This is a genomic window from Succiniclasticum sp., from assembly GCF_056977735.1.
The window spans coordinates 32,668-48,715 of sequence record NZ_DBMCWA010000011.1 but is presented as its reverse complement, the minus strand read 5'-3'; the positions used below and the strand labels follow the sequence as shown (position 1 = coordinate 48,715).

General features: G+C 51.7%; 20 protein-coding genes. 2 read left to right on the top strand and 18 right to left on the bottom strand.

Annotation, left to right across the window (positions count from 1 at the left end; translation table 11 throughout):
• Nucleotides 1–137: 137 nt before the first annotated feature.
• The 6 genes from hydE to ACZOWY_RS07415 form a co-directional block, all read right to left on the bottom strand.
• Complete coding sequence (gene hydE, locus ACZOWY_RS07440) at nt 138–1,235, bottom strand: [FeFe] hydrogenase H-cluster radical SAM maturase HydE (protein ID WP_484394733.1); 1,098 nt, start codon at nt 1,233–1,235, stop codon at nt 138–140.
• Between the two features lie 101 nt (nt 1,236–1,336).
• Nucleotides 1,337–2,134, bottom strand: a complete 798-nt coding sequence (locus tag ACZOWY_RS07435; protein ID WP_484394730.1) for an enoyl-CoA hydratase/isomerase family protein — start codon at nt 2,132–2,134, stop codon at nt 1,337–1,339.
• Between the two features lie 70 nt (nt 2,135–2,204).
• The gene (locus ACZOWY_RS07430; RefSeq protein ID WP_484394724.1) at nt 2,205–3,326 is read right to left on the bottom strand and encodes an amidohydrolase; all 1,122 of its coding nucleotides are present in this window, start codon (nt 3,324–3,326) and stop codon (nt 2,205–2,207) included.
• An 82-nt stretch (nt 3,327–3,408) separates the two neighbouring features.
• A complete protein-coding gene (locus tag ACZOWY_RS07425) occupies nt 3,409–4,248 on the bottom strand; it encodes a MetQ/NlpA family ABC transporter substrate-binding protein (RefSeq protein ID WP_484394717.1) in 840 nt (279 codons plus the stop codon).
• 151 nt (nt 4,249–4,399) lie between these two features.
• Complete coding sequence (locus tag ACZOWY_RS07420; protein WP_484394714.1) at nt 4,400–4,723, bottom strand: SH3 domain-containing protein; 324 nt, start codon at nt 4,721–4,723, stop codon at nt 4,400–4,402.
• A 206-nt stretch (nt 4,724–4,929) separates the two neighbouring features.
• Nucleotides 4,930–5,628 carry a tRNA threonylcarbamoyladenosine dehydratase gene (locus ACZOWY_RS07415; RefSeq protein ID WP_484394712.1) on the bottom strand — a complete coding sequence of 233 codons (699 nt, stop codon included), beginning with the start codon at nt 5,626–5,628 and terminating at the stop codon, nt 4,930–4,932.
• A gap of 254 nt (nt 5,629–5,882) precedes the next feature.
• Here ACZOWY_RS07415 and ACZOWY_RS07410 point away from each other — a divergent pair, with 254 nt between their 5' ends.
• Nucleotides 5,883–6,458 (top strand): acyloxyacyl hydrolase, encoded by a 576-nt coding sequence (locus tag ACZOWY_RS07410; protein WP_484394709.1) that lies wholly within the window; start codon nt 5,883–5,885, stop codon nt 6,456–6,458.
• A gap of 17 nt (nt 6,459–6,475) precedes the next feature.
• Here the strand turns inward: ACZOWY_RS07410 and ACZOWY_RS07405 are convergent, their stop codons facing one another.
• The 3 genes from ACZOWY_RS07405 to ACZOWY_RS07395 form a co-directional block, all read right to left on the bottom strand.
• Nucleotides 6,476–7,072, bottom strand: coding sequence for a hypothetical protein (locus ACZOWY_RS07405; RefSeq protein WP_484394706.1), 597 nt, complete (start codon nt 7,070–7,072; stop codon nt 6,476–6,478).
• 343 nt (nt 7,073–7,415) lie between these two features.
• Nucleotides 7,416–7,970 (bottom strand): hypothetical protein, encoded by a 555-nt coding sequence (locus ACZOWY_RS07400; RefSeq protein ID WP_484394702.1) that lies wholly within the window; start codon nt 7,968–7,970, stop codon nt 7,416–7,418.
• A gap of 135 nt (nt 7,971–8,105) precedes the next feature.
• Nucleotides 8,106–8,717 (bottom strand): hypothetical protein, encoded by a 612-nt coding sequence (locus tag ACZOWY_RS07395; RefSeq protein ID WP_484394698.1) that lies wholly within the window; start codon nt 8,715–8,717, stop codon nt 8,106–8,108.
• A 112-nt stretch (nt 8,718–8,829) separates the two neighbouring features.
• Here ACZOWY_RS07395 and ACZOWY_RS07390 point away from each other — a divergent pair, with 112 nt between their 5' ends.
• A complete protein-coding gene (locus ACZOWY_RS07390) occupies nt 8,830–9,585 on the top strand; it encodes a sulfite exporter TauE/SafE family protein (protein ID WP_484394868.1) in 756 nt (251 codons plus the stop codon).
• 56 nt (nt 9,586–9,641) lie between these two features.
• Here the strand turns inward: ACZOWY_RS07390 and ACZOWY_RS07385 are convergent, their stop codons facing one another.
• From ACZOWY_RS07385 to ACZOWY_RS07345, 9 genes are all read right to left on the bottom strand, one after another.
• Nucleotides 9,642–9,923, bottom strand: a complete 282-nt coding sequence (locus ACZOWY_RS07385) for a barstar family protein (RefSeq protein WP_484394693.1) — start codon at nt 9,921–9,923, stop codon at nt 9,642–9,644.
• A 23-nt stretch (nt 9,924–9,946) separates the two neighbouring features.
• Nucleotides 9,947–10,540 (bottom strand): ribonuclease domain-containing protein, encoded by a 594-nt coding sequence (locus ACZOWY_RS07380; RefSeq protein WP_484394690.1) that lies wholly within the window; start codon nt 10,538–10,540, stop codon nt 9,947–9,949.
• Nucleotides 10,541–10,644: 104 nt separating this feature from the next.
• Nucleotides 10,645–11,868: a hypothetical protein gene (locus ACZOWY_RS07375; protein ID WP_484394686.1), complete on the bottom strand. Its 1,224-nt coding sequence runs from the start codon at nt 11,866–11,868 to the stop codon at nt 10,645–10,647.
• 67 nt (nt 11,869–11,935) lie between these two features.
• Nucleotides 11,936–12,634 carry a hypothetical protein gene (locus ACZOWY_RS07370; protein ID WP_484394684.1) on the bottom strand — a complete coding sequence of 233 codons (699 nt, stop codon included), beginning with the start codon at nt 12,632–12,634 and terminating at the stop codon, nt 11,936–11,938.
• A gap of 80 nt (nt 12,635–12,714) precedes the next feature.
• Nucleotides 12,715–13,278, bottom strand: a complete 564-nt coding sequence (locus ACZOWY_RS07365; RefSeq protein ID WP_484394681.1) for a Fe-S-containing hydro-lyase — start codon at nt 13,276–13,278, stop codon at nt 12,715–12,717.
• Nucleotides 13,279–13,293: 15 nt separating this feature from the next.
• Complete coding sequence (locus ACZOWY_RS07360; RefSeq protein ID WP_484394677.1) at nt 13,294–14,139, bottom strand: fumarate hydratase; 846 nt, start codon at nt 14,137–14,139, stop codon at nt 13,294–13,296.
• 28 nt (nt 14,140–14,167) lie between these two features.
• The gene (locus ACZOWY_RS07355; RefSeq protein WP_484394674.1) at nt 14,168–14,656 is read right to left on the bottom strand and encodes a metallophosphoesterase family protein; all 489 of its coding nucleotides are present in this window, start codon (nt 14,654–14,656) and stop codon (nt 14,168–14,170) included.
• A 4-nt stretch (nt 14,657–14,660) separates the two neighbouring features.
• Nucleotides 14,661–15,395, bottom strand: coding sequence for an RdgB/HAM1 family non-canonical purine NTP pyrophosphatase (rdgB, locus tag ACZOWY_RS07350; RefSeq protein ID WP_484394672.1), 735 nt, complete (start codon nt 15,393–15,395; stop codon nt 14,661–14,663).
• A gap of 122 nt (nt 15,396–15,517) precedes the next feature.
• Nucleotides 15,518–16,045: a hypothetical protein gene (locus ACZOWY_RS07345; RefSeq protein WP_484394668.1), complete on the bottom strand. Its 528-nt coding sequence runs from the start codon at nt 16,043–16,045 to the stop codon at nt 15,518–15,520.
• Nucleotides 16,046–16,048: the final 3 nt, after the last annotated feature.

Genomic DNA, 16,048 nt, shown 5'->3' with positions numbered 1-16,048 from the left:
TTCGCCTCTCAAACAGTCTCGCCACGACGACGAATTTCATCTCATGGAATTACGTAACCGTCCCCGATGTTTTGCTTGTGTCTTTTTGATTTCTCAGTACATAAAATCTGAGAAAAAGATGATAAATGAATCTTTGTTTATTTCAGATTGTTAAAAAAGTGCGGTGAGTCGCCCCACTGGCCCCAGCCTACGGTGTCGCCTACGGAAGCGACCCGCGCGCTCAGACAGTTGCGGCACTGTTCCTGCCCGTCTTCCAGGCAGGGTTTATTGTCGTACAGCTGATACTGGCTCCGGTATTGGGGCAGCGTCACCAGCGGCATCAGGATATTGGCCCCGGCCTGCAATGCCTTTTCCCTTCCCAAGGGATGCAGCGTCTGCATCGCTGTTGTAGCCGCAATGTTTACATCTTTTAAAAAGAGGCGTGTTACCGCTACCATGTTGATGCTAAGGCGAAGGCGTTCCGCTCTTGCTTCCGGTGTATCCAGCCCCGCTTCACACACCATTTTCCCCAGCGGCGTGTTGTGATGCACCACATAGGGTCCCATGCCGATCATGGCAATATTCTGCTCTTTGTAAAACAGAATGTCATTGGCCAGGTCGTCCAGCGTCTGTCCGGGCAGGCCGATCATCACTCCGGTTCCCACCTGATAACCGATCTCCGCCAGCGCGTCCAGACAGGTCTTACGCACTTCCCACCTGTGGTGCCCGTCCCGGGGATGCAGTGTAGCGTACAGCTTCGGATTGCTGCTTTCAATACGCAGCAGGTAGCGATGTGCCCCCGCGTTGAACCAGCGCTGATACGTCTCCTTTGTCTGTTCCCCCACGCAAAGGGTGATACCCAGAGCCCCATCGCCAATCTTTTTTATATCACGCAGCAGTTCCTCTACATAGTCAATGAAGGCCTCGTCCTGCCGTTCCCCGGATTGCAGCGTAATGGAACCGTACTGCTGCTCATAGCACCAGCGGACCATAGCCAGAATGTCCTCCCGGGGCGTGTCAAAGCGTTCCACCTCTTTATTGTCCCGGCGGATACCGCAATAGCAGCAGTTCTTGATACAGCGGTTGGAAAATTCCAGAAGCCCCCGGTAATAATCTACATTGCCGACCCATTCCTTTTTGGTTTCGTACGCTGCCCGGTACAGTTGCTCCAATTCATCCCGTGCAGTGCGGCCAAGAAGGAAAACGATATCTTCCCTATTCAGTTTTTCTTTTTGTAAATAATAAGAAATGTTCATTTTTTTATTGCTATGTTGGAAAAAAGAACGCGTGCAAGGATTGAGCCAAACACGTACGGTTTTGCGAAACCTTGCACGCCTGAATCTTTTCCAAATTTAATTTATTTCCCTGTAAACTTCGCTTTCCGCTTCTCCAGGAATGCGGTGATGCCTTCTTTGAAGTCATCGCTGTTAGCGCATTCATTCTGCAGCGCCACTTCCGCTTTGATGAACTCTTCAAAGCCCTGGTACATGCTGACGAACATCATCTTTTTCATGTTGGCATAAGCCAGCGTAGGCCCGGCAGCCAGCTTTTTCGCAAAAGCCATTGCCTTCGGCATCAGTTCTTCCGCAGTGGTAACTTCCTTCACCAGGCCCAGTTCAAAGCATTCCTGTGCAGATACAGGCCGGCCGGTCACAAACATATCCATGGCGCGATGGGTACCGATAGCCCGGGGCAGCATGTAACCGCCGCTGGTATCCGGGATCAGGGCAATGCCCACGAAAGCCTGCAGGAATTTTGCATTGTCCGCAGCAAACACAAAGTCGCAGCCCAGGGCCAGATTGCAGCCGCCTCCTGCCGCCGCGCCGGCTACGGCACAGATGACCAGCTTCGTCATTTTCTTTATGTACAATACGATTTCCGACAGCTTGCCTGCCAGCGGTCCCATGGAAGTGTCCGCAAAATCCGGTTCTTCACAATGGGCTTTCATGAAACGGATATCCCCGCCGCCGCAGAACGCCCGGCCTGCGCCGGTGAGCACCACAACCTTGACAGCGGCGTCTTCTTCTGCCTGTTTCAGCGCAGCTTCCAGCTCCAGCGCCAGATTCATATCCAGCGCGTTCAGGGTCGGCGCATAATCCAGTGTAATGGTCGCTACCGCATCTTCCACAACAAAACGCAACATTTTAAATTCCATGGCAAAGCCTCCTGTAATTTTATTGTGAGAGTGAATTGCATCAAATTTATTATAACATATTTTTACGCGCTTACGGTTTTTCTTTTAATACACGAAGCACCAGCTCATGCAATACCTTCACCGCGCCTTCCAGTGCGTACCGGTCGTATGTCATGGCAGGGTCGTGCAGGCAGGGGGTCAGGTCGCAGCCTACGCCCATGTCCACAGTTTTCAGATGCGGCCGTTCCTGTTTGAAGAAATTGAAATCTTCTCCTACCGTGATTGCTTTTACCGGCAGCAATGCCTTCTGCCCCAACTCGGAAACAATGATCTCCTGAGTCAGTGGCAGCAATGACGCGTCCACATCTGCCGCCGGGCAGGTGCCCACAATATGGCTTTCCGCTTCCGCCCCGTACACCATTGCTGTGTTGGCAATAATGTCACGAACCTTCCGGCGCAGCCCCAGCATTTCCTCATTAGATGTGCTGCGAAGGTCAAAGCCCAGATTTACTTTGTCGCAAATGGCATTCAGCGAACCGCTTCCTCCCTGGAATCGCGTCGTCTTCACGCTGCCGCCCAGCAGCGGATCGGAATGCAGCGCGTTCACCGCGTTGACAATGGCCGCACCGGCATCGATGGCGTTGATACCGAGGTGAGGCTGGGATCCGTGAGCCGCTTTGCCCCGTACTTCCGCCTCAATCAGTGTGCAGGCCGTCCAGCGGATCTGGGGGATGATTTCCCCGCTACGGGCCATATCCCGGGGCATTACATGCAGGCCGAACAGGTAATCCACATCGTCTGCCACGCCGGCATCGATCATCGCCAGCGCTCCTTTGCCGATCTCCTCGGCAGGCTGAAACAATATTTTGATTTTCCCGCAGGGGAGCCCCTCTTCTGCCAGCCATTCCGCCACGGTGAGGACCGTGGTCATGTGACCGTCATGGCCGCAGGCGTGCACCGCTTTCTCCGTTCCATCCTCCTGTTTGAAGAGCAGGCAGTCCATGTCGCTGCGCAGGGCAGCCACCGGACCCGGTTTCCCACTCTCCAGCACAGCAACGACTGCCGTCGTTCCGCCCACCTTTTCCTGTACTTCATACCCCGCTTTACGCAAAACCTCCGCAACAAAGGCGGAGGTTTTATTTTCGCAGAACGCAGGCTCGGGAATTGCGTGCAGGTAAGGCCAGAACACATCCATCCGTTTCCTGATATCCATTATTGATTTATCCTTTCAGCTCATTGCCGTGCATCCGTTGCCGGTAATGCACTCACTCGCAAGAACACAACACAGCGTCCGCTTATTCCTTCCATCCCAGATATACGGAGCCCGGGAATTTTGTCTTGATGAAATCGCCGTTTTCCTTGGACTGGTATGCTTCCTGGAACACCTTCAGCCGCGGGTCTTTCAGATCTTTCTCCTGTACCGCCACGATGTTCACATACAGTGAATCAGCAGTCTCTTTAACGATCGGATCCGTTGCCGGATTCAGGCCGGCATTCAACGCATAGGTGGTGTTGATGGCCGCACAGGTCAGGTCGTCCAGGCTGCGGGGAATCGCCGCCGCTTCCAGTTCCACAATCTCAAACTTATGCGGATTATCGGTAATGTCCTGTACTGTAGTGGTGATATCCTTCGGGTCTTTCACTTTGATCAGGTTATTGGCCGCCAGCAGCAACAGGCTCCGCCCGCCGTTGGTGGGGTCGTTGGGAATGCCGATCTTGGCCCCGTCGGGAATCTTGTCGCCGGGTTTCAGTTTTTTCGAGTAAATATTGATAGGGAACAAAGCGGTATTAAACGCCTTCGCCAGTTTGAATTTCGGTTCTTTCTTCATGGTTGCCTTCAGGAAAGGCTCATGCTGGTAGCTGTTGGCCCAGATTTCCCCTGCAGCCAGCGCGGAATTCGGTGTAACAAAATCGCTGAACTCTTTGATCTCGATCTTCAGGCCTTTCTTTTCCGCAATCTTCTTTACATTTTCCATGATGACCGCATGGGGCCCCGGATTCACGCCTACGATGACCGGCTTGTTCGCATCCGGTTTCGCATTGTCAGCCTTTTTATCCCCACCGCCGCAGCCGGCCACGGCTACTGCTAAAACACCTAAGGCACCGGCCACAATCATCTTTTTTAAAAGTTTCATACTCTTTCCCCTCTTTCAGAAATTTTCAAGTCGTTGCATTGCTTCAATAATTCCTGTCAGTTCAGTGCGCGATCCGGCCTGCCGGTGAAGGCGGTTACCGGTACGGCAGGTCCGCTGTCACAGGAATCCCTGTTTCCGTAAACCGGAAAAATTACTCTACCGTACCTTCAATGCGGGCATAGGCACCGAACACCCAGCCCACGGTACCGTCTTCCATGATGATGTATATCCAGGAATCCGTTCCGTTCTTATCTTCTACTTTATTCATAAATTTGCACACAGTGCCTTTGTTCAGTTTTTTAATGATATAACCATCCAGGTCGGGATGAGTCCGCACGCGCAGCTGGTCCCCGGTGATCACTACATCGGCGATCGTCGTGTCCGCAAAAATGTCTTTCGTCGTACGTTCTTCCGCGGCAAAGCAGGATGCAGCAACGCACAGCAGCATTGCCAGCATAACCAGTATCTTTTTCATAAAACGTCTCCTTCCTTCAGAACCGTCAGTTTATTCTTCGGCAGTTCCTTGTCATAAAGCTGCATGAAAGCAGGTCGTCTGCAGTTCTGACAAACGGCAGAACAACACGCCTTCCAAATGTTACTTTATAGTTTATTATAGCACAGATATGCCTGAAAAAAAAGATAATCCACTATATATAGTGGATTAATTTACGATATAATGGATCAATTTATGGAATCATAGATGCCGAGAATATCTTTTACCACTTCCCCCGCAATGATCAGCCCCACGACAGAAGGTACGAACGCCACACTGCCGGGAATGCTGCACTGCACTGTCACCGGCAGCTCTTTGGAGTACACGACCTTCAGCTTTTTCACGCCCCGCTTTTTCAGCTCCTTGCGCATCACTTTCGCCAGGGGACAGACACTGGTCTGGTAGATATCCGCTACCTGGAACGCAGCGGGATCCAGTTTATTCCCCGCCCCCATACTGCTGATAATGGGTGTCCCGCTTTCTTCCGCCTGCAGTACCAGGGATATTTTACCGGTTACCGTGTCGATGGCATCTACCACATAATCGTAGTTAGCAAAGTCAAACTGTGCCCGGGTTTCTGGCAGATAGAAACATTTGTGTACTGTCACTTCCGCCGCCGGGTTGATGGACAGGATCCGTTCCTTCATCACATCCGCTTTGTACTGCCCCAGCGTCCGGTGCGTGGCAATGATCTGCCGGTTCAGGTTGGACAGGCAGACGGTATCATTGTCCACCAGTTCCAGATGCCCGACGCCGCTGCGGGCCAGGGCTTCTGCCACGTAACCGCCTACCCCGCCGATTCCGAAGATACAGACACGGGCGGCAGCCAGCTTTTCCATATTATCTTTTCCTAATAACAGCTCCGTCCGGGCAAACTGGTTTTCCAATTGAAATGCCTCGCTAAAATAATATCGGTTACTGTAATTGTAAAAAAAACAGTCCGATTTTGCAATAGTTTTTAAGGATGTGTTTCCTTAAAACAAAAAACATTTACACAGCAAACTGAATTCTGTTAAAATATTGAAAGAGGTTTAAGGAGACGCTGATTAAACGGTTCCCTTAACCCGTGCACCGTATTCCGCGCACAAATCATGCTGCATTACATTTAATGAGGTACTGCTTAATTGATCCGGAGGCTCTTATGAAAAAACTGTCCAGCAAACCAGTCTGTATCGCAACGATCCTGTTCGCGTTCCTGATGATCACCGTCTTTCAGTCTGTCTGTCATGCAAAGGCAGCGAATACGGAAGTCCAGGCGGACTACCTGATGCACCGCATCTATGCCAGGCGGTTCATCGACAACTATAATCTTCATATTTTCCAGAAAGCCCATGAACACGCGGGCCTTACCTTTCACCGGGGCCTTACTGTGACCCGCGCCCACGGCTACACGACAGAAGATGATATCCGACGGAACAGCAATGCCGTGGGACTGGGTCCTGCCGGCATGATACGCTGGGAACGCCCCATCAGCGGCAAGCTGTACGGCGATCTGGAATTTTCCGGTTCTTTCCTGATTTATAACAAATCCTTTCCGGCCCAGGGCCGCCCCTGGGGCTTTATGTGGCGTATCGGGCCCCGGCTTACGTGGAAATACACAAAAGACAATTCTATCAGCCTCGGCTATATGTTCAGCCACAGCTCCAACGGCATGAGGACGAAAAATCCGGGGCATCACGCTTTCGGCTTTTCGTTAGGTTTTAATCACAGCTTTTAGGGAGACACGCAGTCCACTCACCCGGGGAACCCCAGATCCAAGCGGGCGCTGACGCCAACGCCCTGCACCCTGTGCACATTTTCCAGACTGGCAGGGCTGTCTGTGTCGATCGGTACCAGATACTGCACCCGCACTGCACCGGATGCCAGCTGTCCTTCCACCGTCAGGGCTGCCTTGCATTTATCCAGTTGTTCTTTCGGACCGCAGATCTGGGCGGCTCCAATATATCCTTTGCTGCCAACAGTCACAACGGGCACGATCTTCGTTTCGTGTCCGTTTTCGATTTTAAAAGGCGCCTTTTCGTTCACATACTCATTAATCTTATCGGAAAAGTGATCCAGCGCGAGAGTCATGCCTTTTTCTTTCAGCATGTCGCCCCACTCGCCGAGCTTAGCTATGCCCTGGTCCACCAGGTCATGCCAGCGCGCAAAATACTCCAGGCTTTCCTGAAGCGCATTCCGGTTTTCCATTTTTTCCTGCAGGGCCATGATAGTGGGGAAATTTTTTCCTGCAAAATCCTCCAGGGCTCCGGCAGATGCGGCAGGCATCGCCAGCGTATTCATCAGCAGGCAGAGAGAAAGGACGGTTCCCAGCAGCCATTTTTTAATTTTCATAGCGTACCTCCTGCTATATAATTCTATACTGTGTGACTCATCTTTTCACATTGAAACGCTTTATGCTTTCGTTATAAAGTATGGCAGGCAATCACGTTTTTTCTGCGTCAGATGTTTGACAAAACTGTGGCATATGGACGGTAACCGGCCAAAGTCTGCATACAGCATTAAATATAAAAAACGTAACCGCTCCAGTCTGTTGATTGGCAGCGGTTACATTTCGTTACAGTATGTCAGGGAAACATGGATTTATTCGTCTGCACGCCGGCCGGCGCTTTTTGTGACTGACTGCATCAGAGTCTTCCGGTCGTCATACAAATGTATTTAATCAGCGTTTTTTATATCAGAATTCAGTAAATAACAGCGAGCCGTCCATCCCGCTCATATCCACGGCATAATATCTGGTTTTGCCTGTGGGATCCGTGTAGGAGATTCCGTTATTGGGGATAGATCCAAAGAAAGAGAATTTAACCAGCAGCTGACGGTCCGGGTGGAACACCTCTTTCGTGTACAGTTCCTTTACCAGAAAGACCGGTTTGCCATTGCTGAAATCCTTGAAGTGCAGTGACAGTACCTTGAAATTCTTTATGGGATGATTAGCAGTAAACACTACGCCTGTCTGCGGATCCGACTGCCCGGCAATAAATATGTCGTGAGGCCCCAGCTGCCTGACATCCCTTTCCCATTGCCCTTCGATATCCGGCACAGCGTTGTTATAGGGATTGATGACTGCAAACGAAGTCCTTTCCACTCCGGCAGTAGCAGGAACAAATTCACACACGCCATCCTTACAGCGGATTCCGGCAGGCTCTGCAGCCATACTGTTATGCTGCGCGCTGCACACAGAAACGCCCAATGCGAGAATCATAGCCGTACACAACAATGCGATTTTTTTCATAGCTGCGCCTCCATTCCATCCGGATCAGTATGGTCTTACCCAATGCATTCCGTCTTACACAACGGTTTAGTTTTTATCATATTGCTCTTTTTATACTGAATATCCCCGGTTAAATTATACCATATAAGGGTATTTTTACAAACCTTTCTCCCGCAGTAATATCAGACCGCCTTTACGGTCGTAACCCGTATTCCAGAGCTTGGCAAAATCCAGCCACTCATAGGAACCGTATGTCACTGCTTTTACCAGAAAGCGTCCGTCCGTCATTTCGTCGTACCCGGTCAGCAGGAACCAGTGCCACTCATAATTTTCAAAGGCCGGGTTCCGGTGATGAAGCAGCAGATACGGAATCAGGAACCCACGGTCTATCTGACGTTTGATCTCCTCTTCCGTATTCTTCTCGCTGTGATCCCCGGACCAGGGCAGTACGTCCAACAGGGTAGGCCCATGTTCCTGCAGAAATTTCTTAAAACCGTTCACAAAAATGTCCAGCCGGTTGATCCCCATGAGACGGGGACGGAGATAGGGTTTCACCGTCTTAAAAAATTTCACATAATCCCTGCCCCGCAGCTGGTATGTGGAAAAAGGGCAAAGGGCCTTTTTGTTTTTGTATAATGTCATGTAAATCAGGCTGTCGCAGGCGGTAAGGGCGGCGCATCCTGCAAACCGCATGATGACGTCCGGCAACAGGCTCTGCCTGCCCCCGTATTCTTCACCTACCCAGAAATAATCAAGTTCTTTACGCATTGCTGTCTTCCCTGAACTGTAAGCAACTTCTCAGAGGATAGTATCTTTATTTTTGAATATCCGTATGGTAGAATAATACAGTTAAAAATATAAAAGAAATCTGGTGTCTGTTATGATTTTTGCTGCCATGCTGGTTTTAGGCTGGCTGCTGGGATGTGTGGGAGCCGGCGGCGCAGGCCTTACCATCACGTTGCTGACTGTCGGGTTTGCCGTGCCGATCCACAGCGCCATCGCGGTTTCCCTGTCCTGCATGACCTTTACAGTTTTATCCGGGGCTCTCAGTCATTACCGTGAAGGCGAGGTCCTTGTAAAACTGGGTGCGGTAACCGGTGCGGCCGGAATTGCAGGAGCAATAGCCGGAACCCATATTGCCTTTCTGATTCCAGCGAAGTGGCTGTCCCCTGCTACCGCGGTCATGCTTCTTCTGACAACGGTGCTGCTGTATTTGCAGCTCTTCCGTTCCCATCTGATTGCCGACTATGTGGCCAGGAATAAAAGAACGGCTTCCGGCGGGGTGTTCTATCTGCGAAGCTGCATCATCGGGCTGTTTACAGGGTTCCTTTCCGGGGCGTTCGGGATAGGTGCCACTGCTTTCATCCAGATCTGCCTGATGCTGTTCTTCGGCATCTCCCTGTATCATGCCATCGGCACCACCATGATGATCATCGTCCCCATTGCCGCAGCAGGCGGCCTGAGCTATCTGGCCGGCGGTATGATGGATACGGGAGTTTTCGTCCAAACCCTGTCAGGTCTGACCATCGGTTCGTTTATCGGTGCCAAGTTCACTCATCTGATTCCAAAACAATACCTTCGTTATCTGATGATCTCCATGCCTCTGATCGGCGGTCTCCTCCTGCTTACACACTGACTTTCCCGTCCGGCGTGCGGTTGTGCGTTCAGCCCGGCATGAAGCGGAAAGCTGTGTCATTTTCCGGGAGGCTCTTTGAACCGTACGGTCAGCATGGGATTTTCTTCTGCTGCATCCCGGAATACCTGCAGCATGGTCTGCCCGTAGTCGCCCAGGTATTCGTTGTTGCGGATGATCCGCGGCACCACGATGACCGTTTCTTCCATGATTTCCCCCAGGCAATCATATAACGCATCCAGATTTTTACCGTAATAATCGGGGAAGTTCAATTTTTCCTTTAAATAGGCATGGGCTCTTGATCTGCCCCTGAATCTTTTTTCATCCAATACGATTTCCATATGCTGAACCTCCTTAGCTTCCATCAGTACAACCTGACAAAATCGCGGTAATGGGATCCGGAGTAATAGATCAGCCCGTCATTGGAGAAGCAGATCCGTTTGGCGTTCCGGTTCCCTTTTACGTAGTCGATGTCACATTCTTTCCAGGTGCGGCCCTGCTTGTCCGGCAGTACTTTTTCATAATTATTGAAACGGTCCCCGCCGATGCTTTTGCCGGGTGCCACCTTGTCCAGCGTGCCTTTGGTCTTCCAGCCCAGCTTTCCGGCCTGTCCTTTTGTGATATAGTTGGGAGGCAGTGTCTTGTACACATGGATGTAGGCTGCCACATGCTCCTTATCGGTATACGCTTTGCCCTTCTCAACCTTTACCCGGGCCTCAGATGCTTTGCCGGCATCTCCCGGGTTATTTATTTTTTCGGAAGTTTGTTTCTGCTGTTTACTGTCTTTTTGCTGAATTTTATCCGAAGCGCCGGCAACATTGCCGTTCCTGTTCTCCTGGTTCTGTGTGACCGTAGTCCCTGGTGCTGCCGGCGGCATCTCTTTTTTCTTTCCGGTACAGCCCAGAACAACGCTCAGCAGCATGACAACCGCTAATGCAATCGCAAATACTTTTTTCATTGCAACAGAGTCCTCCTTTACGTTAGCTCAGCACGATTCCGGATGCGTTTCTGCATCGTTATACATCTTTCTTTACGCTTTTTTATAAAACTAAACTGAGAATCTTATATCTGAAGGTTTTCTATGGCACGTGTGATGACCGGCCGGACAGCTTTTTCATTTTCCGGTTTGTAAACAAAGCCCAGTTCAATCACCTGACCGTCCCTGACAAAGGTGTAACTTTCATTTTTACTGCCATTGACTTCATAGCTGCCTTTCACACAGCTCCGGCCTCCGACGGTTATAAACTCGCCCCGGTAGCCCGTTGCTTCACCTTTCGTGTCGGCAGCAAGTTTCTGCTTCAGTCCCTCCAGTACCGCGGTCTGTTCTGCCTGCTGCAGACTGTCAAGGGACGGCGGCAGAAAGGCAAACTGTGCACCGGGATACGAGACCAGACCCACCATGATGCTTTCGTTCCCGTAAACTTCCATGCTCATGCTGACTTCTGATGGATCCTTCAGACTGATACAGGAGGCCGGCACTTCCGTGGCAAGCGATGTGCCCGACACATTGATCTTCTTCCAGACCTGGGATATCTCCACGCTGTTCATCCATTCCGGGATCCGTTCCTTATATTCCGGATAGCGCGTCTCATCCATCATATACATCACCACGAACATGCGGTTCTGAGTAACAAATACGTATTCATCCCGCAGCAGCCTGCGCTTTCCGTCTGTCGTCAGCGTGGTGGATACAACATGGACTGCCTTCTGTCCTGCCAGTTCCACTTCCCCGCTGGTCAGAATCTTTTTATCATTGGCGCTGTCTTTTACACTGCTTTTCACAAGGCGCAAAAAGTCTTCCCGGAAGGCATCCACCTGAAAGGGCATCAGCGGTCCTCTGCTGTCGATGGCTGATGCGTCGATGGCCAGCCGCAGGCCTTTCTCCTTGTTTTCACCCCGCAGCACCGCTACCGGGTTGACACCCAGCGGGTACAGCTGCAGTTCCGCCGGGATCAATACACGGAATCCGTTACCGGCATCAGTAAAAGCAACTACATCTTCCCTGCCTGCCACAGGTTCCGTTACGGGATATTTCGTTTCTGCTTCCGCTGTGGCGGTATCTGCAGCCTCTGTACCGGCAGTTTTGCTGTTTGACTGCACATCTGCAGCCTGCGCATCGGCAGTTTTGCTGTCTGGCTGTACAACTGCAGCCTGCGTATCGATGGCTTTGCCCTCTGACTGCACGGCAGCCGCTGTCTGCTGCGCCTGTGCTGTATTACCCGTGATCGCAGCCACTCCCAGCACCATGCTGACGGATACAATGACTGCCATGATGATCTTTCGCACCGCTTCACCTGCTTTCCCTGCTGTTTATATAAAACAAAAATGTTGTGAATTTGTGTCTTTTCAAAACCTATTTTTTCCCAATATCCGTATTGCCTGCCTCTTCCAGTGTGAACAAAATGCTCTGGGCATGCTGTTTCCAATACGGCGCCAGCACGTTTGCCATGACTGACCGTATCGCATCCTGGTCCATCGGTTCCAACACGCCTGCAAAGATCAGGTTGAAACGGTCCAGTAACAACTGCATGGTCAGCGTGTTATATACGATACCCATGGTTTTTTCATCCACATACAGCGGCAGAAAACCGTTTTGCTGAAAGGCTTCCTGGGCCGCTTTTTCATCGGTACGTGTTTCAATCTGGTCAGCAATATGCTGGGGCAGCAGGCTTTCCATCATTTCCAGAAGGCGGTGCTTAACTATACCGACCCGCGTCCGCATCTCCTCTTTTTGTTCAGCAGTCATATCCTGAGGAAGAGGACCTGCTTCCTTTCCTGCCGCTGCTGCTGACATATCATTCTGCAGCACGGCTTCCATGGCGTCCAGTTCGTCAATCAGATACTGATAGAGCATCAGGGATCCGGACGGGACCATAAATCCCCTGATAGCGACAGGCTGCAGTACTGACATGTTTTCCGTAAATTGTTTCAGCTTTTTTGCCACCTCTTCAATCGCCTGTTTATCCCTGCCCTGCTTTAAAAACTCCTGCATGTATGCAGGGCGGCCGATCTGTTCCGCAATTTGCTTTACAAACTTCTCTGCCTGGTGCAAAAAGCACACCTCCAACTCTGCTGATTTTCAAGAACGCCGCTGCCATTGTGATGAATCACAGGACAGCGGCGCTTGTTATTTTATTTCAGTATTTCTGCGTATTTTGCGATTTCCTGCTTATACACATCGTTGCCTTCGATATCGATACCCACGATGGCAGGGAAATCCACCACTTCGTAGTGACGGATGGCTTCCGGTCCCAGGTCTTCAAAGGCTACCATTTCCTCGCTGCGGATGGACTGGGAGATGACCGCCGCGGCTCCTCCGATGGCCACGAAGTACACCGCATGGTGTTTTTTGCAGGCTTCGACTACCGCTTCATTGCGGAAGCCTTTTCCGATCATGCCCTTCATGCCCTGTTCGATCATCGTGGGCGTGTATTTGTCCATACGGCCGCTTGTGGTGGGGCCGGCGCTTCCCACAACCTCGCCCGGTTTGGTGGGAGAAGGACCGACGTAATAAATCACGTTTCCTTTTACGTCAAAGGGCAGCGCTTCGCCCCGGCCCAGCGCTTCGTACATGCGCTTGTGGGCCGCATCCCGGGCGGTATAGATGGGGCCTGTGATCCGTACAAAGTCACCGGCCTTCAGATTTTTTACAGTTTCTTCAGTCAACGGGGTCGTAATATATTTGATCTCACTCATGATGATACCTCCTGCTCAAAGGGTCGCTTCGGAACGGCGGGCCGCATGACAGTTAAAGATGACTGCGCAGGGCATGCCGCCGATATGAGTCGGGGCGTATTCCACATTGACGGCCAGAGCCGTGGTCCTGCCACCCAAACCGGCAGGGCCTACGCCGGTCCTGTTCACCAGTTCCAGCAGGTCGTCTTCCAGTTTGGCATACTGGGGATTGGCATTGTGTTCGCCGATCTTGCGGGCCAGGGCATATTTTGCCAGCTCCGTAGCTTTTTCCGCGTTACCGCCCACACCTACACCGACCGTGACCGGCGGGCAGGGATTGGGACCGGCAGTCCGTACCGCTTCCAGTACGAAATCAATGATGCCTTCCAGCCCGTCAGCCGGTTTCAGCATCCGCAGCTGGGACATGTTTTCACTGCCGCAGCCTTTAGGTAACACAACCAGATGCACCTTTTCTCCCGGCACGATACGGCAGTGGATAATGGCAGGAGTGTTGTCCTGTGTATTCTTACGCAGGAAAACAGGATCATCCACGGACGATTTCCGCAGATAGCCTTCCGTGTAGCCTTTCGCCACACCGGCATGGATGGCGTCCCACAGATCGCCGCCGGTAAAATGCACTTCCTGCCCGATATCGATATAGACAACGGCGAGCCCGGTATCCTGGCACAGGGGCACCTGCTTTTTGTTAGCCAGCTTTGCGTTTTCAATGATGGTGTCCAGCACCTGGCAGCCTAACGGGGAAATCTCTTCCTTCCGGGCGGCTTCCAGTTTTTTCAGTACTCCTTCCGGCAGGTTGTTGCAGGAATCAATGCAGCATTCCGCGACTGCCCGGGTCACTTCTTTTACGTCGATGTCTCTCATGTGGATGATCCCTCCTTATAATAATTATTTACACTTCCAGAAACTCTACCGCAGGCATCTGTCCTTTGTTCAGCGTCAGGATGACGAAACCGGCGCGTGTCCCTTCCCGGGGACGGGACGGGCTGCCGGGGTTCAGCAGCCAGATGCCGCTGACCTGTTTAAACACGGGAACATGCGTGTGCCCGAAAATTACAATATCCTGTTCCATACTCTGTCCCCACCAGGCCAGTTCGCTGACCTGCCGCGTTTCTCCCATATACAGGTGACCGTGGGTGACCCAGAGTTTGAACCCTTCCATTTCCATAAAGCAGTCCGGCTTCGCTTCTACCGGCCCGCGCATTACATCACAGTTGCCGCATACCGCGTACACAGTCTGATTGGTCAGATTGTGCAGCGCATTGGCGTCCATGGCGTAATCGCCGCAATGGATCCAGCATTCCACCGGCGGCGCGGCAGCCAGTACTTTCCGAATTGCCGCCATGCTGCCGTGGGTATCGCTTACGATTCCTATTTTCATGATCTCAGTTTGCCTCTGTAGCCGGTTTCGGTTCCGGCTGTGATTTTACATCCTGTTTCGGTTTTCCGTTTCGTTGTTCCGCTTTCCCGGTCGCCTGCTGGTCCTGCCGGGGTTTACGTCCCTGCCTTTCCGGCCGCTTTCCGCCTTTGTTCTCGTTCTTTTTCCAGGATGCGATCAGCTTGCTCACCGCTTTACCGCGATGGCTGATCTTGTTTTTCTCGTCCGCCGTAGCTTCCCCAAGCCCTTTGTGCAGTTCCGTAGACCAGAACAGCGGGTCGTAACCGAAACCGTTATCCCCCAGCGGTTCGTGGAGCAGCATCCCTTCACAGCTGCCATCTGTTTCCGCAATGATCCGGCCTCCGGGATTGGATACCGCCAATGCGCACCGGAACCGGCAGGTACGGGTGATCTGGAATTTCATCTGTTGCAGCAGCAGATCGTTATTCTCTTTATCCGTCGCTTCTTCGCCTGCAAAACGGGCGCTGCGAACACCAGGCGCCCCGTCCAGCGCCTTCACTTCCAGGCCGCTGTCGTCGGCAAGGCAGAACTCTTTTAAATTCTTTGCGTAATAAGCCGCTTTAATCTTGGCATTGGCCGCAAAGGTCCTGCCGTTTTCGTTGGGATGTGGCAGCGGCGGGTAGTCTGCCAGGCATTTCAGTGTAATGGGCAGCTCTTTAAACATTTCCTTAAACTCATCCAGCTTCCCCGGATTGGAAGTTGCAATTACAAGTGTTTCCACGGGTTCCTCCTGCATGCATAAAAATATGAATTCGCAGTTTAGGAAAATACTTCGCAAAACCGTACAGGATTGCTCAGTTCTTTTCCTGACAGCATTATTTATGAGCAAAAAACTTCACTCTGTTATAGCATCTTCTGCAGTTCTTCTTTCGTAAGCAGAATGTTTTCTTTGTTGTGGAACAGTTCCATACGGCCCCGCCGTTCCACGTACAGGGCAAATTCCACGTCCGGCATACCCAGCAGCGCTTCTTCGGCCGTCTTTTTGCCGTTGCGGGGGGTTGCCTCAAATGTCACGGTCAGGCAGCCCTTTTCCCCGGGCGGTACCAGCCGCGCTTCAAAGTAATCATCGGTACGGGGCGCGGCGGGATGGTTGACCCTGCCCCGCAGCAGCACGCCGTTATACTGTTCGTCCGGCAGATAGATGCGGACGAAAGCGTCCAGAAAGATTCCTTCATCACGGCTTTTGTTTTCATACGGTACGTCCACGCTGAATTCGATTTTCTCTTTCGTATTGGACAGCAGCTTTGCCGGTGTCCGCTTTTCCTTATAAAAAACCAGCAGCTTGTCCGATGCGGCATGTTTGGAGATCAGCTGCAGCGTAAACAGGATCACCAGTACGATCAGTACCAGAAGAATACCTACTACTATCATGTT